The sequence below is a fragment of the Bacteroidota bacterium genome (assembly GCA_025059945.1).
Lineage (GTDB): Bacteria > Bacteroidota > Rhodothermia > JANXDC01 > JANXDC01 > JANXDC01.
Genome location: JANXDC010000004.1, coordinates 160,231 through 183,850, shown reverse-complemented (window position 1 = coordinate 183,850; position 23,620 = coordinate 160,231). Strand labels below are relative to the sequence as shown.

The following is a 23,620-nucleotide window of genomic DNA, read 5'->3' as shown; positions in this document are numbered from 1 at the left end:
TTCCCTTCTTTAGCTTCTCGGTAAAAGCCCCTCAAAAAGCACCGAAACCACGAAATCGGCCAGCTCTTCGGGGCGCGGCGCCTCCTCTTGACGCGCCGTGAGCATCATGTAATGGTGCACCGCCCCCAGAATCATGTACACCACGCCGCTAGGGGCAAGGGGCCGAATCTGCCCCTCCGCGATGGCTTGCTCCAAGGGCTGACGCAGCACCTCCACCAGGGCCTGATGTTTGTGCATCCAGTAGCGGCCGGCCTCGCGCTGAGACGCCTCCAGCAGCAGCCGCTGACCGTCTTTGATGAGGATCTGGAATAGGTCCAGGTTGTCTTGAAAGAGCCCAATGGCCTCCAGCATGTACTGGCGGTACTTCTCCTGAAGGGGCAATGGGCGACTCATAACGGCCTTAGCCAAGGCCAGACCCTGCGCGTGGACCTCGTCCAAAATGCTGAAGAAAAGCTCCTGCTTGCTGGGGAAGTAGTTGTATACGGTCCCCTTGCCGAGCTGGGCTCGTTGGGCGATCTCCTCTAGCGTAGCGCCCTCGTATCCGCGCTCGGCAAAAACCTGGCGGGCCGCTTGCAATAGCTCGTTGCGTCGCTGCTGTTTTTCGCGCTCCCGGCGCGAAAGCTCAAGTGTGCTCACCCCGGCCTTCCCGGTTCACCTAAAAGTTGACCGATCGGTCATTTCATGACCAATGGGTCAGCGCGGTAAACATCTCCACCCTGGGATAAGTTCCCGGACCAAACGAAGCGGGGATCGGTTACATAGGAACTCCGTTAAACACTCCCACGCGGAGAGCCGTCTAAGCTTGCTGCCGCATTATGGAAAAAACACGCTGGGATAAAACTGCAGAGGAAGCTTGGGCGGAAGAGGCCGCGCTATTGGAGGCGTTTCGCAACGGATGCCGCGAGGAGGCGTTCACCGAACTCGTACGGCGCTATCAGGAGCGGATCTACGGCCTGATCCGTCGCTTGGTTCGCGACCATGCCACGGCCGACGATCTCACGCAGGAGGTGTTCTTGCGGGCATGGGAGGGCCTGGGGCGCTTCCGCGGCCAGGCGCGGTTGTACTCATGGCTGTATCGCATCGCGCTCAACGTGACCATGAGCTATTTTCGCAAACAGCGCCTGCGTCGCTGGATACGTCTGGAGGAGCTCCTGCCGATTCCTGTGGATCCCGCCGAAGATCCCGCAGAGGTTTTGGAGCTTGAGGAACGACAGCGCGCTCTCGAGCGCGCCGTAGAGCGGCTCCCGCCCAAGCAACGCATGGTCTTTATGCTGCGTTATTTTGAGAACCTGCGCTACGAAGAGATCAGCCAGCTTTTGGGTCGCAGCGTGGGGGCGCTTAAAGCCAACTACCATCACGCCGTGGCCAAACTGGGCCGGTACTTAAACCCCAATAAACCTAACGAGCTGCTATGAGACCGTATGCTGTGCCCGAGGGGTACTTCGAATCCCTGCCGGCTCGGATCTGGTCCCGCATCCAGAAGCGGACACAGCAAAGGCGCCGGCGCCGCTGGATCGCTGTGGCCTCCCTCCTGGTGGGAGGCCTTGGCATGGTTTTCTTGCTCCGGTGGCGCACCGATTCTGCCTGGTCTGCAGAGGACGTCTGGGCGCTGCAGCTCCTCCATACGGGCTATGATGCGGCGCTCCTGTGGCTGGATCCCACCTTTGCGAACCCAGAGCCGGATTACCCCTTTCCTGAACCTCCCCACTGGAACGGACTGAACACGGAGTAGCCGCGATGCGCACGTCCTGCTTCTTGACCCTGTTGGCGCTGTCCCTGAGTCCGCTGCAGGCTCAGGCTCAGGACCCAGAGCTGCTTGCTCCTATCGAGCGGCTGGAGCAGATGCACCGTCGATTTCTTCAGAATCGCCTGGCCCTGCCTCCAGAGCGCGCGCAAGTGTTTTGGGCGCTGTATCAGCAGTACACGCGAGAGCTCAACGACCTGCGCCAGGAGCGGATTCGGCTTAACCGCCAACTGCGCCGCGAACGAGACTTCGGCACAGACGAGACCCGCCTGGCCGAGTTGGCCCTGCAGGTGGCAACCTTTGAGGGGCGTATCGCCGAGCTTAAACGCCGCTACTACGAGCGGTTCCGCGAACTGCTGGGCCCACGGGGACTGGCCGCCCTGGTCATCAGCGAACAGGATTTTCTGCTGGAGTTGGACCGTTTAAGACGGGCACGATCCCGTTTTTGACAGCGCCCATCCCGTCGCCGTCTGCCGTGCCCTAGTGGCGGCTGCCTTCATCACGGCTCCCCTCTGGAAAGCGACCATAGCCAGGGGGCTTTCCGGAAGAGAATTGGTAAAATTCACACCAAATTGCGCTTACTTAAGGCGCAGCGCCTTCTAAGGAGCTCGGCATTCCGGGCCTCGCAAACGTATATCTTTATGAACTCCGCCTGAAGAGGTGCGACCATGAAATCCCGCTTAGATGTTCTTGTGGTGGGGGCCGGTCCCGTGGGGCTATGGACGGCCCTGCGGCTACACCAGCTCGGTGTGCGCGAACTAAGGCTCATCGATCGAGCCCAACGCACCAACCTGCACAGTTACGCCTTAGCCCTCCACAGCCGTTCCCTGGAGCTCCTAGAGGCTGCGGGCCTGCTCGAGGACGCACTAACGCGCGGCCACCGCATCAGCCGGATCGGGCTTTACGAGGGATCTACCCTGCAGGCCGAGCTAGACCTAACGAGCCTGCCCAGCCGGCATCCCTACGTGCTTGTGCTCCCGCAAAGCTCCCTGGAGGCCATTTTGGAACATCACCTGCGCGCCCAGCATCAGCCCGTGGAGTGGTATCATGAGCTAGTTGAGGCCACTTCCGGGCCAGATAGCGTGCGGGTGCGCATAGCCACGCTGACGCAAACCATGCAGGGATACCCTATACTGGAACTCGTGCAAAGCGTAGCCCATGTGCGGGAGCTCGAAAGCCGCTTTGTGATCGGGGCAGACGGATTTCACTCCTTCGTGCGTCGGGCGGCTGGAATCGAGTACTCCTCTTTCGGGGAGGCTACCTATTACGCGGTCTTCGAATTCCGGACCCCGGCGATTTTGCCCGACGAACTGCGCCTGCAGTTTGACGGATCCTTGGGCAGCGCCCTCTGGCCGATGGGTCACGGCTTGTACCGGTGGAGCTTCCAGATCGACGCCGGACAGGTGAGCCTGCCTATCAACCCCGAGTGGTTCGAGCAACTCCTGCGCAGCCGCGCCCCGTGGTGGGCCGAGATCCCCTTCGAAATCGTGTGGATGTCCAAGGCCCGCTTTGAACGCCGTTTGGCCGATCGATTCGGCTCGGGCCGCATGTGGCTGGTGGGCGACGCAGCGCACCTGAGCTGGCCTTTTGGTGTGCAGAGCATGAACCGGGGGCTTGAAGAGGGCGAGGAGCTAGCCCAGAGCATAGCGGCGATCCTGTCGGGCAACGCCACGGAGGCGTCGCTCGAGGCTTATGGGGCCAGAGCGCAGGCCGCCTGGGAAGCGCTATTAGGGGTGACGATCCAACCGGAGGCCACCGATACGGCTTCAGCCTGGACACGAGCACACCGGCTGGAGTTGCTCTATAGCCTGCCCGCCACGGGAAAAGCGCTGGAGGCCCTGCTAGCCCAAGTAGGCCTGCGTTGGCAAGCGCCTCTTATGGCGACTTAGCGTTCCCTACCGGGGATGCAACCGCCTCTAGCGCCGGGACCATGGACGTCTGACTCTGCAGGACATCCCGATAATGCCCCAGGAGCTCATCCATGACGCGCTCCCAGGCGAAAGTCTCCGCCCACTGGCGGGCCTCCTGCCCCATACGCCGCCGCAGGGGCTCATCGCGCAACAGAAGCCGGATTCGCTCCACGTAAGCCTCCACCTCGTAGGGGGGGCAGAGAAAACCCGTCTGTCCATGTCGGACCAAGAAGCGGCTGCCGGCGGCGTCGGCGCATACGGCCGGCAGGCCGCTCGCCATAGCCTCCAGCGTAACGTTGCCAAAGGTCTCCGTATCGGAGGGGAATACGAACACATCGCTTGAGGCGTACCCTGTGGCGAGCGCCTCTCCTGTTTGATGCCCCAGAAAGCGCACAAACGGCAGGGCGCGGGCCAGCTCCTCTCGCTCCGGACCGTCTCCAATGACGACAAATCGAAGCTCCGGCTCCAGAGCGTGCAGCTGCTGAAAGACGGCCTTGAGCGTGGGCAGGTTCTTCTCCTGCACGAGACGGCTGACGAAAAGCACGACCCGCTCCCGATCCTGAACCCCGACCATACGCCGCCAGGCCTCGGAGCGACGGGCGGGGTGAAAAAGATCCGTGTCCACGCCGCGCGCCCAGCGTCGGATTTCGGTTTCCACGCCGTGGGCGCGCAGCTCCCGCTCCATCTCCGGGGTGGGCACGTATACGTGCTGGCATTGATTGTAAAACCAGACGAAGTAGCGCCAGCTGGTCTGCTCCAGGCCGTCAAAACGATAGTACTTGAGGTAGCTGGCAAAGTGGGTATGATAGGAGGCCACGACCGGGATCCCATGCCCTTGCCCATAGCGAAGCGCCATCAGACCCAGCAGATCCGGGGTAGCCACGTGCAGTAGCGTGGGCCCAAAGGCGCGCAGCCGGCGCCAGAGGCGGGGGGAGAAGGGGATCGAGAACCGATATTCCGCCCGCCCCGGCACGGGCACCGAAGGAACGGGTACCAGCTCTCCGGTTGGCTCCAGAGCAGGTCGGGGCGCAGTGGGGCTAAAGACCAGCACGGGGATGCGCCGCTCCAGCAGAAACCGCACCAGCCGGTTGAGCGTGAGCGCCACCCCGTCGGGGATGTAATGATAATTGCCCGTAAAAAGGGCAACACGCAATGCGGTAGCCGACATCGTCGTCTCGGCCCTGTTAGCTTCGCAAACCGTCAGGCCGGAGCGCCTGGCCTTCTGGGATCGAACCCCCTACATGCCAGCCCTTTCGGGGCAGTCGGCCTGTGTCCTCCAAGTACTGCAACAAAGCGGGCAGAAGCAACAAGGCGCTCAGGAGCGTCAAGCCCACGCCCCAGAAGGCCACAAAGCCCATACTCCACAGTCCAGGGTGGAAGGTGGTAAAAAGACCCCCAAAGCCCAACATCGTCGTGGCCGAGCCGATGGTAATATGCTGCCCGGTACTGCGCAGTACCCGGAACAGACCGCCCGGGCCCTCCTCTTGGTAGCGATGCGTGATGTGCACCCCGTTGTCCTCTCCGATTCCGAGCACGGCGGGAAGCACGGTGATGTTATACAGGTTCAGCAGAACCCCGGCCAGCCCCATAAGCCCGAAAAGCCACCCGAAGCCCACCAGAAGGGGCAGAAGGGCGATGAAGGTCCAGCCCAGCGAGCCAAAGGTCATCCACATAAGGAGCACGATCACGCCCAGGGTCGCCCCCACCATATACGGGGCCTCGGCTTGCATGAGCTCGATCATGTCAGCGGCGACAATCGAGGAGCTCGCCGCATAGTAAACCTTGCCGTTGGGAAGCGCGATGCGCCCCACGTCCTCTTTAAAGGCGATGGAGTTGCGGGCGTCCGAAAGGCCCACGGCGGGGTAGATCACCACAAAGTTGCCCAGCGTCCCCTCCCGGGTAAGGAAAAGCTGCTTGAGGTAATCCGGCACCTCTTCGACCCGAAGGGGGCGGTCAACCTGGGCCGCCTCCCGCAGCCGATCCAGAAGCGCCTGCTCCTCGCCCTGCGCGCCTCGCAAAAAAGGGTCCTCAAGCAGGGTTCGGATCTCGGCCAGCAGGGCGAGCTTGCGCCGCTGCGTTTCGGGATCCACGGGCAAGCGCTCGGCCAGGGCCTCAACCGAAAGGATCGTAGGCGAGCTCGTGTCGGCCGCCATGCGACGGCGCAGCTCTGCGGCCACGGCGGCGGCGTCCTCTGGGCTAGCGGTGATCACGTAGGCCGGGTTGCGCTTCTGCACCAGGCCAAAGACCCGAACCTCAAGCTCGCGCAGATGGGCGTACTCGGGGAATTCGGGCTCTAGCCTGCCGAAGTCGTACTCGAATCCCAAACGGGGCAAAGCCGCAAGGCATATCGCGGAAAGCCCAAAGCCCAGGCCCAAGACGAACCGGGGGGCCGGGAAGCGTCCCGCAGGAGAGGCGGCCCGCTTCGGCGGGGTCACCGCCGGGGGGAGGTGCACGAGTCGAAAGCGCTCCGCCCAAACCAGAAGGGCCGGCAAGATAAGCAGCGCGCCTACGAGGGCGAAGAGCACGCCCGTGCCCGCTATGAAGCCAAACTCCGAAAAGCCCCGAAAGCGGGCGAACACGAGCACGTATAAGGAGGCGGCCGTGGTGAGCGCGCTTGTGGCGATGGCGGGCCCCACCCAACGGATGAGGTGCTCCAGGGCCCCGAAGACGTCGTCGCCCCGCGTACGCAGCTCTATATAGCGTGCATAGGCGTGAATGCCGTAGTCGATGCCCATACCGAATAGGATCACAAACAGCACGGCCGTCATGAGGTTGAGCTTGCCGAAAAGCCACCAAGCCAACCCGAAGGTCCAGCTCAGGCCCATCAGCAGGGGAAGCCCGATAAGCAGCAGCGGCACCGGAACGCGCAGAAGCTCCTCCAGATAGGCCCGGCGCTTGGAGAAGCCGGCCCGAATGCGGGCCCGAGCGGCTTTAAGCCAAAAGTATCCGGCTAGCAGCGCAAGCACCGAGGAGAAGCCGGCCGCGAAGCTGGAAAAGACGTCATGGGTGACGGCCTCTAGTTCGAAAAGCCGCCGGCGCATGCGCCCTCCGAGCTCCACATGCATCTGCGGATGATAGCGCGCCGGCCTTAGCTCCCCGACCAACCGCTCTAACCGCTCATAGAGCCGGCGCACGTACCCCACGTCGATTTCGCTCCCCACGGGGACGAGCTCGACGATCATGACCGTACTGTCTTCCGAGATCGGGTAGCGCTTGGGCAGGATTGTATTATAGGCGTCCTGCAGCAGGCTGCGCTCTCGCATCCAGACGGCCTGCTCGGCGCTATCGGGCTCTTCTTCGAGCTCGAAAAAAAACGGGTTGGCGCGCAACCGAGCCCGTTCGGCCTCACGCTCCAGAAAGCGCTTTAAGGCCTCTAGCTCCTGCTCAGTGGCCAGATAGAGCGCCTTGGTGCGCAACGGGCCCGGATCGCGCTCAAAGTCGATGCGCCGAAAAAACGGCTCCCCCGTTACGGTGTCGCGCAGGGAGCGCGCGGCCTCGATAAGACTTTGGGCAAAGGCCAAGTTCGCCGCAAAAGAGGGGCTCTGGATGATAACCTGCACCTTGGATTCCGCGCCTAGGGTCTGGCGCAACCGCTCCAGGGCGAGCACGCTGGGGGTCTCCCGCGGCAGCAGGTTGGCCAGATCCGTATCGATGCGCAGCCGAAGACCGTAATAGGCCCCCAGAAGGCTGAGCGAGCCGGCCGCCAGCAAGACCCATCCCGAGCGCCGATACAGGCGCACCAGATGCGGAGCCAGGCGGGCGAACAAGGCGTTCATGGCAGCAGCCGCATGGCCAGCTCAGCGCTCGGAAGCGCGATCAGGTTGTCGAAGTCCGCCTCTGATTGATCCTGAGTGGAGTCGGAGTCCGACCACAGCCCGATGGCAAGCGGAATCGCCGGAGGCTCACCCCCGAAGAGGCGGCGGTAGTCCTGCCGCACATCCCGGACGAGACTCATCCACCGGTTGAGCCCCTCGGGGCCGCTGGCCACCACCACGATTTTGAGGTTCCCCCAGACGCCCTTAGAGAGGACCGTGCCCACGGGAAGCGTGCTGCTCCAAACGTATCGGATCGTGCGAGGAACGCCCAGGGCGTTGACGGAGAAAGTGATCATAAGGCCCGCGGCGGAATCGTCTATGGCCCTTTGGTCTTCGCGCGCGCCCCGGGGGAGCCGGCGCACGCGCCAGTTCCAGTAGAGCACCGGATGGGTGTGCAGGTTCCAGATCCGGCGCTCGCCGTTCGGATAGAGCACGTAGGTCCAGATCCCTTCGGTGCGCACGCGCACGAATTGGTTGTCGCATTCCCGTCGGATCCGAAACGGATATCGGCCGGCCGCCGTATCCTGAGCCGTAATAGGGCGCAGCCGCCGATCCTCAAGCGCCCCCCACGCCTGGGGCCAATGCCCAGGGGGATCGAGCTCGAAATCCTCGATGAGCACGGCGGATCCCGGAAGGGGCCTCCTCAAGGGCGGCAGGCAGTCCCCGAGGCGGGGCATCCCTTGGGGCTCAGCGCCCCACAACCAACCCGCTAGCACCCACAGAGAAGGACCCGAAAGGACCACGATAGCCTCCGGCTTCAGGCAAGATGCGTCTCCGATGCGGACGCTTGCGCCCCTTTAAACGCACCCCGGGGGCTAAGGTTGCCGACCTGTAGGAGAAGCACCAGCACGTTGAGCAGCTTATCCAGAGCGGTTTGCGCCAAAAACAGCGCCGCCACCGCCGCAGCCGGCAGGGCCAACGACCCGGCCAGGGCGATCTGCAGGTTCATTACCAGCACGTCCTTGCCCGGCAGAGCCGGCAGGCGGGCCGACAGGATATCGAGCGCCAGCAACGTCAACCATCCCCTCAGGGGCACCTCCGGGGCGCCCGCCCACCACATGCACACGGTGAGCGCGTGCACCAGGATCAGCCGCCCCGTATGCACCCCGGCTAGCTCCAGCAGCACGCGACGGGGCAACTGGAAAAGAACCCTCCGAAACCGGTATGCGATCGCGCCAAGTAAGAGCAACCCCAAGGCGCATGCGGCCCAGGAGAGGCGGTCCGCTCTCGGCAGGAGCCGGCCGGCCAAGGTGGCGTCGCTTAACAACAACGCCAGCAGAATGCCGACAGCTGTGATGCTTGAGATAAGAGCCGAAAGCAGATTGTTGTCCTTGACCCCCAACCAGGCCTGCCGAGGGGAGACGCCGGCTACACGCTGAGCCCAGAAGAGCAAATAGGCCTCTCCGGAGTAGCCCAGTAGATCGCGGTTATAGACCTTTTTGACCAGAAACGCGCGCAAGCCCTCCCGGAGCGGGAACCGCCAGAGCCTGCGGTACACCCATAGCTCCGAGAGCGGCAAGGAAAGGTAAAGCACTAAAAAAAGGCCATAAAACCAGGGGGAGGTGGGCAGCTTGGCGGCGATCTTCTCCCACCCCAGCTGGCCCAGGTGATAGAGGGAAAGCCCGATTGCGCCCCAGAGGAACAGCGCCGAAGCCCACCGGCTCCAAGAGGAGGACTTAAGAGCGCATGCAACCCGTTTAAGAAGCTCCCGCATAAAAGGAGGCATGTTCTTGTCGTACGATTTGCGTGTCGCGCTCAAACTGGGCGAAGGCCAGCTGCTCCTGAGGGCTTAAGCGGAAGGCGGGGTGATGCGCCCAGCTGCCCCGAAGCCGCGCATACCAGTAAGCCAGGTATCCAAGGGGATGGTTGCGCAGCCGCACAAGAAAATGGGCCAGGTCCCAGGTGTTGCGCCCATGGTAGCAGCGGATGAACAGATACGCATAGCGGCGCCCCAACACCCGCACCCGTCGGGAGCGCCATTGGTCCCGATAAGCCGTATCCTCCTGACGAGCCCATTCCGGGTAGCGCATGCGCAGGTCGCGGCGGTGCAGGATCGTGCCGGGGGTGCCGTGGGGCAGCCAGGCCCGAAAGGGGTGTTTTCGCCATAACGGAACGTCCAGATGCATGAGCGTGTGGCCCAGCAGCACAGCTTCATAGCCCATGAGGGCGTAGCGCATCTGCACCCGGATTCTATCGGGGTGGTACCAATCGTCGTCGTCCCATTGTATGCAGTAGTCGCCCGTGGCGAGCTCCAGGGCCAGGTTCCGGAGCGCCCCAAGGGGCTTGCGGGGTCCTCGGAGGCGCTCGTATCGGACTTGTTCAGGGGGCAATTCAGCCAAAATCGGGCTTAGGTCCTCTTGCCCGTCGTCGAGCACGACGAGCTCCCGGTGAGGCCAGGTTTGCCACTGAAAACACCGCACAGCCCGCCGCACCCACAGGGGGCGGTCAGCGGTTACCATGAGACAGCTCACTTTGGGAAGGGCCATGGTCACAGAACTTGGGCCGAAAGGGCGGGCTCCTCAGAGGTTCCGTTTAGCGGGGCGGCTGTGAGCGTCAGCTCTGCCCACAGCCGGTCGGCGAAGGCGTCAAAGGGCCCCTTCTCCGGCAGTATGCCAAAATGCAGGGCGTACGGAGTCACATACAGATAATCCCCCCATCCCGGTAGCAGGCTAAGTAGACCCATGAGCAGCGTGCGCAGCCAAGCGGGTCGATAGCTGCGCAGCGCATACAGCAGGGGCCGACAGTAGTACAGTACAGAGACGCGCTCAAAATCCGGATCGTATTCGGTAAAATCCGCCACGAAATCCAGCTGCGGGCTTTCCTGGCCCTGCAACCAGGGGAAAACGGGCAGGTTTAGCTTGGCCATCGCCATGGCTAGGCTCCATTCGGCCGATTCCTCAGAGCGCCCCACCTCCTGCCGACGGCTGCGAAAATGCGTCTGGGGCATTTGGCGCAGAAAGTAGGCGGCCAAATCACCCACCCGACGGGCCAGATCCCGATCCTGCGTAAACATCATACCGGCCTGCACGCGGCTTAGGTAGGTGAGGCCGAAGCGATTGAGCGTGCGTTGGCGGCGATTGAGCAGCCAATCCCAAAGCACGCGCACGTCCTTGGGCCCCCCGAAGAAGATGTCCGCTACTTGGGTGCCGGTGATCGTAAAAGAATAGGCCCGCAAGTGCTGCCAAAGCGGATCCGGAGCGCGGCACCAGATCAGATCCGCGTCCACGTACAGGGTGCGCTGAAAGGGTAGATACCGATAAAAGTTGTGCTTAAACCCTACGACCGAGGCGTGCTCGGGGGCCAGCGGCAACAGGAGATCAAAGAGCCCCTCCAGAGCGCGAGCCCGAAGGGCCTCCCGGTGCGCCTCTGAACAAACCAGGGCGACCGGTCGGGATGTATCGTAACGGCGCAGCGTGACCACAGAGGCCACGGCATGCCGTAGGTATCGTAAGTCCCCGTAGGTGACGTATAAGTAGCCCTCTTCTCCAAAAGCTTGGGGAATATCGCGACTTGACATGCTGGCCTGGCTCCTTTGGCTTGCCTAAGAGGATGCTGGACGCGCCCGACGTTGCAGGCGCTCCAGGAGATAGTGAAATCCGCGTGATCGAAGCACGGGTTCAAAAGAACGACGGTAGCTCTGGGCTGTGCTGACCCCATCGAGCACATAATCCACGATCACCCACGCGGCCCCGCGTTTGCGCAGAACATAATCGACGCGCGCGCTCGTGCGCTCCAAGGCGGCGCGGGTCTGCACGTAGGCGGAATCGCCCACCACGCGAATACCCTCGTAGGCGACGCGGGCGCGGTAAATATCCAGGTTTTTGAGGGAATTTTCCTCTATCACCCGTCGAAAGGCGCTCACAAACTGAGTTCGCTCGGCTGCGCTGATCCGCTCCCACCATGGGCCGAGGGCCACGCGGGCCATAGCTTCGAAATCCATGAGCTCCGTAAGCACGCCCTTGAGCCGCTCCCGCTGCTCAGAGCTATAGCTCGCTCCCTGAGGACCCAGGATGGCTTTGATTTGGCGATCGCGGGCCTCCAGAAGCGCGCGGACCCGCGCCTCCTCGCCCTGGCCCCTGGCGACAGAAACGGCGCCCAGCAGAAGAAGCGCCGTGCGAAACCCCCAGCCAAACCGCAGCATTCCTTTACTCCTTTCGCGCCAGTAGTTCCGCCCGCAGGCGCCCGGAGACCTGCTGCAAGCGCAGCCAGGCCAGCTGGCGCTCATAGAGCGTGGTATATAGCGCCATGCGCAGCTCAAACTGACTCTGCACGGCCTCCACCAGATCCTTGGCGCTGCCCAAGGCCAGATCGAAGTTGATCTCCTCGGTGCGCAGCCATTCGTTGGCCACCTGAAGGGCGCGCTCCAGCGCCGCGCAGGCGCTATCCTTGGCCGCAAATTCGGCCCAAGCCTGGGTCACCTCGGCCCGTATGGCCTGTTGCAGCGCCTCCCGCTGCGCCTGCAGCTGCTCTACGCGCGCCCGCGTTCGCTTTAGCGCAAGCGCGCTTTGCCGGAAGTTCAGGTTCTGCCGAATCACCACGCCCGCGCCCACGTAACGCGCGTTCAGAGGATCGTAAACAAACGGATTGCGAAAACTCGACACATGAGGGGCCATGCTCCACTCGCCGCGCAGGCCGAAAAAGACTTGGGGCAGGCGTTCGGCTTGGGTGGCCCGGTGCGTGGCCATGGCGGCGGCAAGAGCCGCCCCTAGCCCCCGTAGTTCGGGCCGCTGATCCAGGGCCAAGGCCACATAGTCGGCCAGAGGTCGCAGGAAATACGGTTCCCGGCGCAGCGCGGAGTCGGCCGGGTAGACGCGAACGCCTTCCGGAAGATCGAGCTGTAGCCGCCACCCTTCCTGCAAGACCCGCTGCTGCCGCTCTAGCTCAAGGGCGCGCAACCGCAACTGCTCCTGAAGCAACCGGGCCTTGTACAAGTCCGCCTGCCGCACGCCCTCTTCGCCTTGTGCAAACAAGCTATCCAGCAGGCGCAGGGCGCGCCGCAGCAGCCCCTCGGCCTCCTGACGCAGTGCTTCGAGCTCCCGCAGGTATAGGCTCGTGTAGTAAAGCTGCGCCACCCGGAAGGCGATCTCGTCGGCTTTGCGCGCACGTCCCTGCTCGGCGGCTTCTTGGGCCGCCGCCGCGGCCTCATACAGGGCACCGGTGCGGTTCCAGAGGTAGATGGGCTGCAGCGCCTCCAGAACCCATTGGCTGAAAGGACCGGGGCGCGACCAATCCCAGGAGAGATCAGGGTCTCGGTAATCGCCCTGAGCCGACGGGGTGAGGGTCAAGAACCCGCGCAAGCTGAGCTCGGGCAGCCAACGCAACGCGCGCGCGCGCTCGCGTTCGAGTTCGGCCAGCCGCACCTCGACGGCCGTTGCCCGCAACTCCGCGGAACGCTCCAGGGCTCGCTCCAAAGCCCCAGGAAGCGTCAGCACCAGCGAGTCGGCCCCCCATAACAGGCCAACCCCCCACACCCATCCCGGCACCATATGTGTCTCCGCGGACTCCTTGCGCCTGCCGCGTGACCTTGACCGACCAGCGGGTCATCTTCCGACCGAAGGGTCGCGCGGCGTTAACGTGTGCCCCTCGCCGGAAGTTCCAAAAAACCGGCGCCCCGCCTCGGGGGGGCCCGCGAACACCGCCATTGCGGCCTTTCCGGCTTGGCCTGTAGCTTTACGCGAATCCCGAGCTTGCTTGCTGCTCCCTCAAAGGGGGCGCATGCCTTTTAGACGAACGAAACAAGGAAAGGGGACATGCGATTACCGAAATCCATCGCCGTGGTGGGCGCTGGCACCATGGGCAACGGAATCGCGCACGTCTTCGCCCTGCATGGCTTCTCGGTGCGGCTCTTCGACGTCGCCCCCGAGGCAATAGCGCGCGCCCTGCGCACCATCGAGCGCAACCTGGATCGGCAGATCCAAAAGGGCCTCATCCCGAAGGGGGACAAGGAGGCGGCCCTTGGACGCATCCAGGCGCACGCGGATCTGGAGGCGGCCCTGACCGAGGTCGAACTGGTGGTGGAGGCGGCGCCCGAACAAGTGGAGCTTAAGCTTGAGCTATTTGCGCGTTTTGACGCCCTCGCGCCCCCAGAGGCGATTCTGGCCAGCAATACCTCCTCGATCTCGATTACGCGCCTGGCCTCGGCCACGCGCCGTCCGGATCGGGTGATCGGCATGCATTTCTTCAACCCCGTGCCCGTGATGGAACTCGTGGAGATCATCTCCGGCCTGCAAACGTCAGAGGAGACCTTTCGCGTTATTGAGGAGACGGCTCGACGTTTGGGCAAAACGCCCGTGGCGGTGCGGGATTTTCCGGGTTTCGTCTCCAACCGGGTGCTCATGCCCATGATCAACGAGGCCATATGGTGCCTCTACGAAGGCGTGGCCACCGCGGAGGCCATAGATCAGGTGATGCGGCTTGGCATGCGCCATCCCATGGGGCCGTTGCGGCTAGCCGATCTTATTGGCCTTGACGTGTGCCTGCACATCTTGAACGTGCTCTACGAAGGCTTCAAAGACCCGAAATATCGCCCCTGCCCGCTTCTGGTGAAGATGGTCGAGGCGGGCCAGTTGGGGGAGAAAACCGGACGGGGGTTTTACGAGTACAAGCAAGCGGAGCCATGAAAGGAGGACCGCCGGTATGCAGCCCGATGTGCTGCCGCAGATGATGAGCTTCGAGCTGTCCGAAGAACAGAAGCTGATCCGACAGACCGCGCGCGAGTTCGCCGATCAGGTATTGCTGGCGGGCGTAATCGAGCGCGACGAGGCTGAGCGCTTCCCCTATGACGAGATCCGCCAGCTGGCCGAGTTGGGCTTCATGGGTATGATGGTCTCCCCGGAGTACGGCGGTGCGGGCCTGGATACGCTGAGCTACGTGCTGGCCATGGAGGAGATCTCCCGCATCGATCCGGCGACGTCGGTCGTCATGTCCGTGAACAATTCCCTCGTCTGCTGGCCCATTGAGCAATACGGGACCGAAGAGCAGAAACGGCGTTATCTGCCCCGGCTCGCTTCCGGGGAGATCTGGGGCGCTTTCTGCCTCTCGGAACCCGAGGCCGGATCCGACGCCTCCAACCAGCACACCACGGCTGTGCGGGATGGGGACTACTACGTGCTCAACGGCACCAAAAACTGGATCACAAACGGCGCCACCGCGGGCCTGTACCTGGTCTTCGCCCAAACCAACCGCGAACTGGGCCACCGAGGTATCTCGGCCTTTCTCGTCGAAAAGGGCTCCCCCGGACTTACCGTCGGGAAAAAAGAGAAAAAACTGGGCATCCGGGCCTCCGACACGACCTCGCTGCACTTCGAAAACGTGCGCGTGCCCGTAGCCAACCGCCTAGGCGAGGAGGGCATGGGTTTTAAAATCGCCATGAGCACCCTAGACGGAGGGCGCATCGGGATCGCGGCCCAAGCCCTGGGCATCGCCCAGGGTGCTTTTGAACGAGCCCTGGCCTATGCGCGCGAACGCAAGGCCTTCGGGGAGCCCATCGCCCAGTTGCAGGCCATCCAGTTCAAGCTCGCCGATATGGCCACGGAGATCGAAGCCGCGCGCCTGCTCACATACAAAGCGGCCTGGGTGAAAGACCAGGGTCGGCCCTACACAAAGGAGGCCTCCATGGCCAAGCTATATGCCTCGCGCGTAGCCGTGAAAGCAGCCCTGGAGGCCATCCAGATTCATGGGGGATACGGGTACGTGCGGGAATACCACGTCGAGCGCATGCTGCGGGATGCAAAGATAACGGAAATCTACGAGGGCACAAGCGAAATCCAGCGCCTGGTGATCGCGCGGCAGTTGCTGAAGGAGTTCGCTTAGGCCATTTGCTAGGCGAGCACACCCGCGATGCGGCCCGGCACCGAGGCCAGAACGGCATCCAGACGGCCGGCCTCGCGCCCCCCGGCCGTAGCCAACGTGGGCTGTCCGCCGCCGCCCCCGCCGAGCTCACGGGCCAGCTCCGAGACGAGCTGACCCGCGTGCAGGCCCCGTTCGCGCACTAGGTCCTCTGAAACCGTGGTCAGGAGCAGCACCTTGCCCTCTGCTGTGACAGAGCCCAGCACGCCCACGGCGCCGGGTCCGAGCCGCTCGCGCAGGTAATAGCCCAGCTGTTTGAGCGTCTCTACGTCCTGCACCTCGATGCGGCCCACTAGCAGCCGCACAGGACCGACAGCCTGCAACTGACTTTGAAGCAGATGCTGCAGCTGGGTCTGAGCGATCTGCAGCCGCAAGCGGGCCAACTCCCGCTCCAGCTCGCGTTTGGATTCGGCCAGGTGCCGCACGGCCTCGGCTACGGAGCGCGACGCGGTGCGGAAAAGCTGCTGTATTTCGGCTAGCTCGGCCTTCTCCTGACGCAGCACCGCATCGGCGGCTGGGCCCACGACGGCCTCCAGGCGTCGCACGCCCGCGGCCACGGCCTCTTCGTGAAGCAGGCGGAAGTAGCCGAGTTCGCCCGTGGCGTCCACGTGGGTGCCGCCGCAGAGCTCCACGGAAAAATCCGGGTCAAAGGTGATCATGCGTACAAACTCGCCGTACTTCTCCCCAAACAGGGCCCGAGCCCCGCGCGCCAGCGCCTCCTCCAGGGGCACTTGGCGCTCCTCGATCTTGGGGATGTTCTCCCAGATTTTTTCGTTGACCAGGCGTTCGATCGCATCCAGCTCGCGCGCGGAGAGACGCTCAAAATGCGAGAAGTCAAACCGCAGCCGATCCGGAGCCACTAGCGATCCCTTCTGGACCACGTGCTCACCCAGGATCCGACGCAGGGCGGCGTGCACCAGATGCGTGGCCGTGTGATGCCGCTTAGCCCCTTCGCGCCAATCCCGATCCACTAGGGCCTCCACGGGGCCCTCGAGCTTTTCGGGGAGGCGTTCCAGTACGTGCGCGATTCGTCCGTCGCGCTTTTGCACATCCAGCACGCGCACCGCCTCCTCACCCCACACAAGCAGGCCGCGGTCGGCGACCTGACCGCCGGCTTCCGCGTAAAACGGGGTCACATCGAGCAACACTTCATATCGGTCCCCTAGCGGACGCCAAGCCCGAACCTGCGAAAGGGTTCTGAGCGTGTCATAGCCTACGAACTCCGAATCGGGCCCCTCGGATACGACCCTCCATTCTTGGCCCAGGGACTGTTGGGCGCGGAAGAGACCGGCTGCGCGAGCTCGCTCCCGCTGCTCCTGCATGAGGAATTCAAAGCGGGCCGTATCCACGGATAGGCCCCGTTCGCGGGCCATGAGCGCCGTTAGGTCGATGGGGAATCCGTAGGTGTCGTGCAAAAGAAAGGCCGTCTCTCCATCGAAGACGCGCTCGCCTTTGGCCTGCAGCTCCGCTGCCCGTCCTTCGAAGAGCTCAATACCCCGGCCCAGAGTGCGCAAAAAGGCCTCCTCTTCGGCGCGCATCACCCGTTCCACGTATGTGGCCTGCTGGCGGATTTCCGGGAACACGTCCCCCATAGTATCCGCTAGAGCGGGCAACAGAGCGTGCAAGAAGGGCTCCCGAAAGCCCAACGCCTGATAGCCATAACGAACGGCCCGCCGAAGCAGGCGCCGCACCACGTAGCCCCGACCTTCGTTGGAGGGCGGAGCCCCGTCGGCTATCGCGAAGGCCACAGCGCGCACGTGATCAACGGCCACGCGCATGGCCACCTGCACGCGCTCCCGTTCGGGCTCCGGCAGCTCTATCCGATCGTAGTCCTCGACCTCTGGACGCGGCACCAGTTCGGCTAGACGCCGCAGAAGCGGCCTGAAAATGTCCGTATCGTAGTTGGAACTCTTGCCCTGCAGCACAGCCGTGATGCGCTCAAAACCCATCCCGGTATCCACGTGCTTGGCCGGAAGCGGCTCCAGTCGGCCGTCCGGACGGCGGTTGAACTGGATGAAGACCAGGTTCCAGATCTCCATCACGCGCGGATCACCGGCGTTCACAAGAGCCGAGCCGGGCACAAGGCGCCGTTCCCGATCCGAACGCAAATCGATGTGGATCTCCGAGCAGGGCCCGCAGGGGCCGGTCTCGCCCATCTCCCAGAAGTTGTCCCGCTTGCCGAAGCGCAACACATGACCGGGGTCTATGTCCGTGACCTCCATCCAGAGGCGAGCGGCCTCCTCATCGGGCTCCAAGTTCTCCTCCGGATCGCCGGCGAAAACGGTCGCATACAGGCGATCCTTGGGCAAAGCCCAACGCTCGGTGAGCAGCTCCCAAGCCCAAGCGATGGCCTCGCGCTTGAAGTAATCGCCAAAGGACCAATTGCCCAGCATCTCGAAGAAGGTGTGATGATACGTATCGTGCCCGACCTCCTCGAGGTCGTTGTGTTTGCCCGAAACGCGGATGCATTTCTGCGTATTGGCGGCCCGCTTGTAGGGGCGTTTGCCCAGACCCAGAAAGACGTCCTTGAACTGGTTCATGCCGGCGTTGGTGAAAAGAAGCGTCGGGTCATCCTTGGGCACCACGGGCGAGGAGGGCACGATCTCATGACCGCGGGCGCGGAAGAAATCCAAAAACTCCTCTCGGATGACGCGGGCAGGTTTCATGGCGAGCAGCTAGGGGCTACCTGACTTCGTGAACAAAAGTACAAAGCAGTGCGCCGTAGAACAAATGAAAGAACGTTTTTTGCGAAGACAATTTGATATAGACGTATCAGCTTGTCTTAAGTTATATCAAGTAAGTACATTTTACTGCTTTGTTGCATTTTGGCCGATTGCCCTCTGGGTTATGGAGGTCAAAATCGCGCGGCCTGTGCGCAGCCGCGACAGGTTTTTGGTTTTTGGTTCTCCTTTGATCGAGCCCGAAGCGATCGAGGAGGTGGTCGACTGCCTCCGAACGGGCTGGCTGGGTACGGGGCCGAAAGTAGCCCGCTTTGAGGAGGCCTTTCGTCGTTACGTGGGCGCACCGCATGCGGTGGCGGTGCACTCTTGTACGGCCGCGCTGCATTTGAGTCTGTTATCCTCCGGCATCGGGCCCGGCGATGAGGTCATCACCACGCCCCTTACGTTTTGCGCTACGGTCAACGCCATCCTGCACGCAGGCGCGCGCCCGGTGTTGGCCGACGTTGATCCGGTGACCATGAACCTGGACCCGGCGGCCGTCGAGGCCGCCATCACGGGGCGCACAGCGGCCATTTTGGCCGTGCACTTCGCCGGCCGCCCCTGTTCGATGGATGCCTTGACTCGGATCGCGGAGCGTCATGGGCTGTTGCTCCTAGAGGACTGCGCCCATGCGATCGAGGCCGAATACCGGGGGCGCAGAACCGGAACGTTTGGTCTTTTTGGCTGCTATAGCTTTTACGTGACCAAAAATATCACCACCGGCGAAGGCGGCATGGTCGTAACCGGCTCCGCTGAACACGCCGCGCGCATCAAACGGCTATCCCTGCATGGACTATCGCACGATGCGTGGAGGCGCTTTGGCGACTCCGGCTACCGGCATTATCAGGTGCTTGAGGCGGGGTTCAAGTACAACATGACGGACCTGCAGGCCGCTATAGGCCTGCATCAGCTGCCCAAGATCGATCTTTGGTGGACGCGCCGCAAGGCGATCTGGGAACGCTACAACGCAGCCTTCGCCGATTTGCCCGTAATCCGGCCCACAGACCCCGAACCCGAAACCCGGCACGCCTTTCATCTGTACACGCTGCTCATCGACGAGGAGCGGGCCGGACTGAGCCGCGATGCGTTTCTTCAGGCCATGACGGCCCATCACATCGGCGTCGGGGTGCATTACGTGAGCATTCCCGAACATCCGTTCTACCGAGAGCACCTCGGCTGGCGACCGGAACAGTGGCCTGTGGCCATGCGCATCGGCAGGCAAACCGTAAGCCTTCCCCTCTCCCCCAAGCTCACGGACGAAGACGTCGAAGACGTCATAGCCGCGGTGCACGACATATTTTCACGCCTGCATACGAGATGGCTTTAGGCCGATGCGGCCCCTTGTATCGGTCATCCTGCCCGTATACCGACGCCCAGCCGAGTGGCTCTGCGAGGCGATAGCGAGCGTTCGGGAGCAGCATCTCTCAGACTGGGAGCTTCTGATCGTAGACGACGGTTCCGAGGACGAAGAGGCTCGCCGGGCCTTTGAGCGCTTTCGAGACGAACGCCTGCGCTTCTATAAGCTCCCTCAAAACCGCGGCCCTGCTGGGGCGCGCAACGTCGGTGCGTGCTTAGCCCGGGGACGATATCTGGCCTTTTTAGACAGCGACGACCGCTACTTGCCGCACCGTCTGCAGCGGCACTCGGAGCTGCTGGAGGCGCACTCCGAAGTGGGTTTTGTCTACGGAGAGCTGATCGGCCAGTTTCCCGATGGTCGGCTCACCAGCCGACCCCTGCAGGGCAAGGGACGTGCGCTGCCGTCGGGCTGGATCGCGCCCGCGCTGCTTCGCCGAAGCTTCATTCGGACCTCGGCTGTGACGGTGCGCCAGGCGGCCTTCCTGTCCGTGGGGGGGTTTGATGAGGCGCTGCGTTGGAACGAAGACGACGACCTGTGGTTTCGCCTGGCGCTGCGCTATCCCGTCCTGTTTTGCCCGGATCCGGTTGCGGTATACCGGTTTCATCCCGGCCGCATGAGCCTAAAGCGGACTGAAGCCGCCCGCTATCAAATCGCCACGTACGCCAAGTACCTCAGCTGGTATCCGGAGCTTATGCGCGCCCTTTCGGCGCCGCTGCGGCGCCGCCTCCTGGGGATCGGTCGGCTATACGTGAGTCGATCTTTGGGGGCCGGATGCGCGCCAGACCGGTCCGTGTTGGGGGCTCTTCTGAAAACGCTGCGCCAGCTACGGCGCCTGCGGCGTCTGGTCCCATGGGAGTGCGCATGAGCGATCCGATCCGCGTGCTGCATCGGGTGCGCACTTGGCTGCCCCGAACCCAGACTTGGCTCTACGAGCAGCTTCGGCACCTGCCCAGAGAGCGCATCCGCAGCGCGGTGGCCGCCGAACGTCCCGAGGGGGATCGCACGGCTTTTCCGTGGCCGGAGCTTTACCTGCTTTTTCAGGATAGCCCTCTTCGATGGGCCTTGGAGCATTTGGCCTTTGCCGTGGGCCTGCGCCCGTATTGGCCCTTTGTGGTCGAGCAGGCAAAGCGCTTAAGGGCCCAGCTGCTGCACGGACACTTCGGCGATGTGGCCTGGGAGGATCACCGAGCGGCAGCCGCGCTCGGGCTTCCGTTGGTGGTGAGTTTTTACGGTCGGGATGTGGGCTGGCTTCCCCGGCGCGATGCGCGATGGTATGCCCGATATCGGGCGCTTTTCGCCCAGGCCGCCTTGGTGCTCTGCGAAGGGCCGCACATGGCCGCTCGAATCGCGGAGTTGGGATGTCCACTGGGGAAGATCCGCGTCCATCATCTGGGGGTGTCGCTGGAGAGGCTACCCTTTGCGCCCCGACGCTGGCATCCGGGACAGCCGCTGCGGGTGCTGATCGCCGCCTCCTTTCGCGAAAAAAAGGGCATCCCGTACGCGCTCGAGGCGCTGGGGCTTTTGCAGCGGGAAGTTCCCCTAGAGATCACGCTCGTGGGCGGCGCAGACGGCTCCTGGCGCAGCCAACGCGAACGGCTCCGCATTGAGCGCGTAATACGCCGTTACGGGCTTGGCCGAATCATGCGGCGTCCGGGGTTTTTGTCCCATCGGGCCCTGCTGGAGGAGGCCTACCGGCATCATGTGTTTCTGGCCCCGAGCGTAACGGCGCACGACGGGGACAGCGAAGGCGGCGCGCCCGTGGTGCTTATTGAAATGGCCGCCACGGGGATGCCCGTGGTAAGCACCTGGCATGCAGATATCCCGGAGGTGATCGTAGCCGGGGAGACGGGGTTGCTCGCTCCGGAACGGGACCCAGAGGCCCTGGCTGAGCAGATTCGCTGGCTTCTTCGGCATCCGGAGCGCTGGGAGGCTATAGCGCGCGCTGCGCGCGCACGCACAGAGGCGGAGTTCGACGCCATCAAGCAGGGAAGGCGACTAGCCGAGCTGTATGTCTCCTTAGCGCAAGCCGGATCGGTTTAAGCCCCTTTCCGTTCCGCCTCCTCGGCCTGTAGGGCGCGTTGGAAGAGCTGCATGAGCTCGTCGCTCATGCCCATCGAGGAAAAGCCCCCGTCGTGATAGAGGTTTTGCATGGTGACCTTGCGCGTGAGGTCTGAGAGCAGGGTCACCACGTAATCGGCGCAATCCTCGGCCGTGGCGTTGCCCAGCGGGGCGAGCCGGTTGGCGAACTCGAACATCGCGTCGAAACCCTCGATCCCCGTACCGGCTGTGGTGCGCGTGGGGCTTTGGCTGACGGTGTTAACCCGAATGCCCCGCTTGCCCAGACGCGAGCCGAAGTTGCGGGCGATCGACTCCAGAAGCGCCTTGGCGTCGCACATATCCGAGTAGCGCGAAAAGATGCGCTGCGCTCCGATGTAGGTCAGCGCCACGATACTGGCCCCGTCGTTGAGCACAGGCAAGGCGTGATGGATGATGCGATGCAAGGAAATGGCCGAGATGTCGAGCGTCTTCACGTACCAGTCGTAGTGCAACGCCTCATAGGGACGTCCTTTGCGGATGTTAAGCGACATGCCGATAGAGTGCACAATGAAATCGACACCTCCAAAGAGCTCCCGCGCCCGCTCGAAGACCGCCTGGATGTCCGCGTCGTTTGTGGCGTCGGCGTATACTACCGGAGCGCCTCCGCAGAGGCGGGCAAGCTCTTCAACCTTGCCGAAGCGCTGCGTAACGGGGGCGTTGGAAAGGATAAACCGCCCGCCCTCACCGTAGACGGCCAAGGCGATATGCCAAGCGATGGAGTGCTCATCTAACGGTCCGAAGATGACCCCCTGCTTACCTTCCAATAGCCCGTAGAATTTCCGGCGCATAGGGTAGCTCCCCCTGTTGGTGTGCGGCCCAAAGGTAGGCCCGCGCCTTAAGGCCGAGCAAGGGCCGGGATTGCCCAGCGCCGCAGGCTCCCGGTATATTCAAGAGCCGGTTGCAGACACCGGGGGTTCGCCATGTCGATTCAGCTCGCCCCGATCGCCGAGCGCGTGCAGCGCCTTACCCCCTCCCAGACTCTGGCCATGACGCATCGGGCTATGGAGCTCAAGCGCCGTGGAGAGCCGATTATCAGCTTAAGCGCCGGAGAGCCGGACTTCGACACGCCAGACCACATCCGGGAGGCCGCCATCGAGGCGATCCGGGCCGGATTTACGCATTACACCCCCAATCCGGGCATACCGGAGCTTCGGGAGGCGATCGCGCGCAAGCTGGCGCGTGAAAACGGCCTCCACTACGAACCCGATCAGATCCTCTGCTCCTCGGGCGCCAAGCAGTCCTTAGTGCTCGCGATACTGGCCTTGGTCAATCCGGGAGAGGAGGTGCTCATCCCCGCTCCGTACTGGACCACATACCCGGAGATGGTTAAGCTCGCTGGCGGGATCCCGGTGTACCTGCAAACGGGCCCGGAACGCCGCTTTAAGATCACGGCTTCGCAGCTAGAGGCCGCCATCACGACGCGCACACGCCTGCTTTTGCTCTGTTCGCCCTCCAATCCCTCGGGCATGATCTACACGGAGGCCGAACTAAACGCCTTGGCTGAAGTGCTGCGTCGACACGAACGGGTCTGGGTGCTTTCGGATGAGATCTACGAGCATCTGGCCTACGAGCTACCCCATGTAAGCATAGCCAGCCTGCCCGGCATGCAGGAGCGCACGATCGTCGTCAACGGCTTCTCGAAGGCTTACGCCATGACGGGCTGGCGGCTAGGCTATGCGGCCGGCCCCAGGCCGGTAATCGAGGCCATGGAGAACCTGCAGGGCCAGATGACCTCAGCTCCCAACTCGATCGCGCAGAAGGCCGGGGTGGCCGCCTTGGAGGGGCCGCAAGAGCCCGTCCGGCGTATGCGCGAGGCCTTTCGGGCGCGGCGCGATTTCCTGCATGAAGCCCTTAGCCAGATCCCGGGCCTGGTTTGCCCTAGGCCCGAGGGGGCCTTTTATCTGTTTCCGGACGTATCGGCCTACTTTGGCCGCAGGGCGCCCGATGGGCGCCGGATCGAGACAGCCCAGGACCTGTGTCTGTACTTGCTCGAGCGACAGCTAGTGGCCCTCGTGCCCGGAGAGGCCTTCGGAGACCCTCGATGCGTGCGCTTCTCGTATGCCGCCTCCATGCCGGATCTGGAGGAGGCCGCACGGCGGATCGCATCGGGTTTAAGCGCCCTGCACTGA

The 23,620-nt window shown here is 63.2% G+C and carries 21 protein-coding genes; 10 read left to right on the top strand and 11 right to left on the bottom strand.

What is annotated here, in order from left to right; translation table 11 throughout:
- Window positions 1-9: 9 nt before the first annotated feature.
- Window positions 10-636, bottom strand: coding sequence for a TetR/AcrR family transcriptional regulator (locus tag NZ993_02740; protein MCS7154713.1), 627 nt, complete (start codon window positions 634-636; stop codon window positions 10-12).
- Window positions 637-815: 179 nt separating this feature from the next.
- Between NZ993_02740 and NZ993_02735 the strand changes: the two genes are divergently transcribed.
- The 4 genes from NZ993_02735 (at window position 816) to NZ993_02720 (ending at window position 3,633) form a co-directional block, all read left to right on the top strand.
- The gene (locus NZ993_02735; GenBank protein MCS7154712.1) at window positions 816-1,415 is read left to right on the top strand and encodes an RNA polymerase sigma factor; all 600 of its coding nucleotides are present in this window, start codon (window positions 816-818) and stop codon (window positions 1,413-1,415) included.
- On the top strand, window positions 1,412-1,732 hold the full coding sequence (locus NZ993_02730) for a hypothetical protein (protein MCS7154711.1): 321 nt from the start codon (window positions 1,412-1,414) through the stop codon (window positions 1,730-1,732). The genes NZ993_02735 and NZ993_02730 overlap by 4 nt, the downstream gene beginning before the upstream one ends.
- A gap of 5 nt (window positions 1,733-1,737) precedes the next feature.
- On the top strand, window positions 1,738-2,193 hold the full coding sequence (locus NZ993_02725; protein ID MCS7154710.1) for a hypothetical protein: 456 nt from the start codon (window positions 1,738-1,740) through the stop codon (window positions 2,191-2,193).
- Between the two features lie 219 nt (window positions 2,194-2,412).
- The gene (locus NZ993_02720; protein MCS7154709.1) at window positions 2,413-3,633 is read left to right on the top strand and encodes an FAD-dependent monooxygenase; all 1,221 of its coding nucleotides are present in this window, start codon (window positions 2,413-2,415) and stop codon (window positions 3,631-3,633) included.
- Here the strand turns inward: NZ993_02720 and NZ993_02715 are convergent.
- The 8 genes from NZ993_02715 to NZ993_02680 form a co-directional block, all read right to left on the bottom strand.
- Window positions 3,620-4,822, bottom strand: coding sequence for a glycosyltransferase family 1 protein (locus NZ993_02715; protein ID MCS7154708.1), 1,203 nt, complete (start codon window positions 4,820-4,822; stop codon window positions 3,620-3,622). The two genes, NZ993_02720 and NZ993_02715, sit on opposite strands and share 14 nt — an antisense overlap.
- Before the next feature lie 16 nt (window positions 4,823-4,838).
- Window positions 4,839-7,430, bottom strand: a complete 2,592-nt coding sequence (locus NZ993_02710) for an MMPL family transporter (GenBank protein ID MCS7154707.1) — start codon at window positions 7,428-7,430, stop codon at window positions 4,839-4,841.
- Window positions 7,427-8,146 (bottom strand): DUF3047 domain-containing protein, encoded by a 720-nt coding sequence (locus tag NZ993_02705; protein ID MCS7154706.1) that lies wholly within the window; start codon window positions 8,144-8,146, stop codon window positions 7,427-7,429. The genes NZ993_02710 and NZ993_02705 overlap by 4 nt, the downstream gene beginning before the upstream one ends.
- Before the next feature lie 80 nt (window positions 8,147-8,226).
- Complete coding sequence (locus NZ993_02700) at window positions 8,227-9,183, bottom strand: hypothetical protein (protein ID MCS7154705.1); 957 nt, start codon at window positions 9,181-9,183, stop codon at window positions 8,227-8,229.
- The gene (locus tag NZ993_02695) at window positions 9,167-9,928 is read right to left on the bottom strand and encodes a glycosyltransferase family 2 protein (protein MCS7154704.1); all 762 of its coding nucleotides are present in this window, start codon (window positions 9,926-9,928) and stop codon (window positions 9,167-9,169) included. Before NZ993_02695 ends, NZ993_02700 begins: the two co-directional genes overlap by 17 nt.
- A gap of 29 nt (window positions 9,929-9,957) precedes the next feature.
- Window positions 9,958-10,986 (bottom strand): hypothetical protein, encoded by a 1,029-nt coding sequence (locus NZ993_02690; protein ID MCS7154703.1) that lies wholly within the window; start codon window positions 10,984-10,986, stop codon window positions 9,958-9,960.
- Window positions 10,987-11,010: 24 nt separating this feature from the next.
- The gene (locus tag NZ993_02685) at window positions 11,011-11,610 is read right to left on the bottom strand and encodes an ABC transporter substrate-binding protein (protein ID MCS7154702.1); all 600 of its coding nucleotides are present in this window, start codon (window positions 11,608-11,610) and stop codon (window positions 11,011-11,013) included.
- A gap of 4 nt (window positions 11,611-11,614) precedes the next feature.
- Window positions 11,615-12,955 carry a TolC family protein gene (locus NZ993_02680; protein MCS7154701.1) on the bottom strand — a complete coding sequence of 447 codons (1,341 nt, stop codon included), beginning with the start codon at window positions 12,953-12,955 and terminating at the stop codon, window positions 11,615-11,617.
- Window positions 12,956-13,219: 264 nt separating this feature from the next.
- Here NZ993_02680 and NZ993_02675 point away from each other — a divergent pair, with 264 nt between their 5' ends.
- Together NZ993_02675 and NZ993_02670 are read left to right on the top strand one after the other, a co-directional pair.
- Window positions 13,220-14,089 carry a 3-hydroxybutyryl-CoA dehydrogenase gene (locus tag NZ993_02675; protein ID MCS7154700.1) on the top strand — a complete coding sequence of 290 codons (870 nt, stop codon included), beginning with the start codon at window positions 13,220-13,222 and terminating at the stop codon, window positions 14,087-14,089.
- Between the two features lie 43 nt (window positions 14,090-14,132).
- Window positions 14,133-15,281 (top strand): acyl-CoA dehydrogenase, encoded by a 1,149-nt coding sequence (locus NZ993_02670; GenBank protein ID MCS7154699.1) that lies wholly within the window; start codon window positions 14,133-14,135, stop codon window positions 15,279-15,281.
- 8 nt (window positions 15,282-15,289) lie between these two features.
- Here the strand turns inward: NZ993_02670 and alaS are convergent, their stop codons facing one another.
- Window positions 15,290-17,983, bottom strand: coding sequence for an alanine--tRNA ligase (gene alaS / locus NZ993_02665; protein MCS7154698.1), 2,694 nt, complete (start codon window positions 17,981-17,983; stop codon window positions 15,290-15,292).
- A gap of 181 nt (window positions 17,984-18,164) precedes the next feature.
- On the opposite strand from alaS, the gene NZ993_02660 reads away from it, so the two are divergent.
- Genes NZ993_02660 through NZ993_02650 form a run of 3 tightly spaced genes read left to right on the top strand, consistent with a single transcriptional unit; the run spans window position 18,165 to window position 21,434 of the window.
- Window positions 18,165-19,364 (top strand): DegT/DnrJ/EryC1/StrS family aminotransferase, encoded by a 1,200-nt coding sequence (locus tag NZ993_02660; protein ID MCS7154697.1) that lies wholly within the window; start codon window positions 18,165-18,167, stop codon window positions 19,362-19,364.
- 4 nt (window positions 19,365-19,368) lie between these two features.
- Complete coding sequence (locus NZ993_02655; protein MCS7154696.1) at window positions 19,369-20,259, top strand: glycosyltransferase family 2 protein; 891 nt, start codon at window positions 19,369-19,371, stop codon at window positions 20,257-20,259.
- Entirely contained in the window at window positions 20,256-21,434 is a 1,179-nt protein-coding gene (locus NZ993_02650; GenBank protein ID MCS7154695.1) for a glycosyltransferase, read from the top strand. The genes NZ993_02655 and NZ993_02650 overlap by 4 nt, the downstream gene beginning before the upstream one ends.
- Here NZ993_02650 and NZ993_02645 read toward each other — a convergent pair.
- On the bottom strand, window positions 21,431-22,279 hold the full coding sequence (locus tag NZ993_02645; GenBank protein ID MCS7154694.1) for an enoyl-ACP reductase: 849 nt from the start codon (window positions 22,277-22,279) through the stop codon (window positions 21,431-21,433). The genes NZ993_02650 and NZ993_02645 overlap by 4 nt on opposite strands.
- Before the next feature lie 132 nt (window positions 22,280-22,411).
- Between NZ993_02645 and NZ993_02640 the strand changes: the two genes are divergently transcribed.
- Window positions 22,412-23,620 carry a pyridoxal phosphate-dependent aminotransferase gene (locus NZ993_02640; protein MCS7154693.1) on the top strand — a complete coding sequence of 403 codons (1,209 nt, stop codon included), beginning with the start codon at window positions 22,412-22,414 and terminating at the stop codon, window positions 23,618-23,620.

What these genes read in the sequence shown, in the direction of transcription:
- NZ993_02735 (MCS7154712.1), top strand. Translation starts at nt 816, where the DNA reads ATGGAAAAAACACGCTGGGATAAAACTGCAGAGGAAGCTTGGGCGGAA.
- NZ993_02730 (MCS7154711.1), top strand. Translation starts at nt 1,412, where the DNA reads ATGAGACCGTATGCTGTGCCCGAGGGGTACTTCGAATCCCTGCCGGCT.
- NZ993_02725 (MCS7154710.1), top strand. Translation starts at nt 1,738, where the DNA reads ATGCGCACGTCCTGCTTCTTGACCCTGTTGGCGCTGTCCCTGAGTCCG.
- NZ993_02720 (MCS7154709.1), top strand. Translation starts at nt 2,413, where the DNA reads ATGAAATCCCGCTTAGATGTTCTTGTGGTGGGGGCCGGTCCCGTGGGG.
- NZ993_02715 (MCS7154708.1), bottom strand. Translation starts at nt 4,822, where the DNA reads ATGTCGGCTACCGCATTGCGTGTTGCCCTTTTTACGGGCAATTATCAT.
- NZ993_02710 (MCS7154707.1), bottom strand. Translation starts at nt 7,430, where the DNA reads ATGAACGCCTTGTTCGCCCGCCTGGCTCCGCATCTGGTGCGCCTGTAT.
- NZ993_02705 (MCS7154706.1), bottom strand. Translation starts at nt 8,146, where the DNA reads ATGCCCCGCCTCGGGGACTGCCTGCCGCCCTTGAGGAGGCCCCTTCCG.
- NZ993_02700 (MCS7154705.1), bottom strand. Translation starts at nt 9,183, where the DNA reads ATGCGGGAGCTTCTTAAACGGGTTGCATGCGCTCTTAAGTCCTCCTCT.
- NZ993_02695 (MCS7154704.1), bottom strand. Translation starts at nt 9,928, where the DNA reads ATGGTAACCGCTGACCGCCCCCTGTGGGTGCGGCGGGCTGTGCGGTGT.
- NZ993_02690 (MCS7154703.1), bottom strand. Translation starts at nt 10,986, where the DNA reads ATGTCAAGTCGCGATATTCCCCAAGCTTTTGGAGAAGAGGGCTACTTA.
- NZ993_02685 (MCS7154702.1), bottom strand. Translation starts at nt 11,610, where the DNA reads ATGCTGCGGTTTGGCTGGGGGTTTCGCACGGCGCTTCTTCTGCTGGGC.
- NZ993_02680 (MCS7154701.1), bottom strand. Translation starts at nt 12,955, where the DNA reads ATGGTGCCGGGATGGGTGTGGGGGGTTGGCCTGTTATGGGGGGCCGAC.
- NZ993_02675 (MCS7154700.1), top strand. Translation starts at nt 13,220, where the DNA reads ATGCGATTACCGAAATCCATCGCCGTGGTGGGCGCTGGCACCATGGGC.
- NZ993_02670 (MCS7154699.1), top strand. Translation starts at nt 14,133, where the DNA reads ATGAGCTTCGAGCTGTCCGAAGAACAGAAGCTGATCCGACAGACCGCG.
- alaS (MCS7154698.1), bottom strand. Translation starts at nt 17,983, where the DNA reads ATGAAACCTGCCCGCGTCATCCGAGAGGAGTTTTTGGATTTCTTCCGC.
- NZ993_02660 (MCS7154697.1), top strand. Translation starts at nt 18,165, where the DNA reads ATGGAGGTCAAAATCGCGCGGCCTGTGCGCAGCCGCGACAGGTTTTTG.
- NZ993_02655 (MCS7154696.1), top strand. Translation starts at nt 19,369, where the DNA reads ATGCGGCCCCTTGTATCGGTCATCCTGCCCGTATACCGACGCCCAGCC.
- NZ993_02650 (MCS7154695.1), top strand. Translation starts at nt 20,256, where the DNA reads ATGAGCGATCCGATCCGCGTGCTGCATCGGGTGCGCACTTGGCTGCCC.
- NZ993_02645 (MCS7154694.1), bottom strand. Translation starts at nt 22,279, where the DNA reads ATGCGCCGGAAATTCTACGGGCTATTGGAAGGTAAGCAGGGGGTCATC.
- NZ993_02640 (MCS7154693.1), top strand. Translation starts at nt 22,412, where the DNA reads ATGTCGATTCAGCTCGCCCCGATCGCCGAGCGCGTGCAGCGCCTTACC.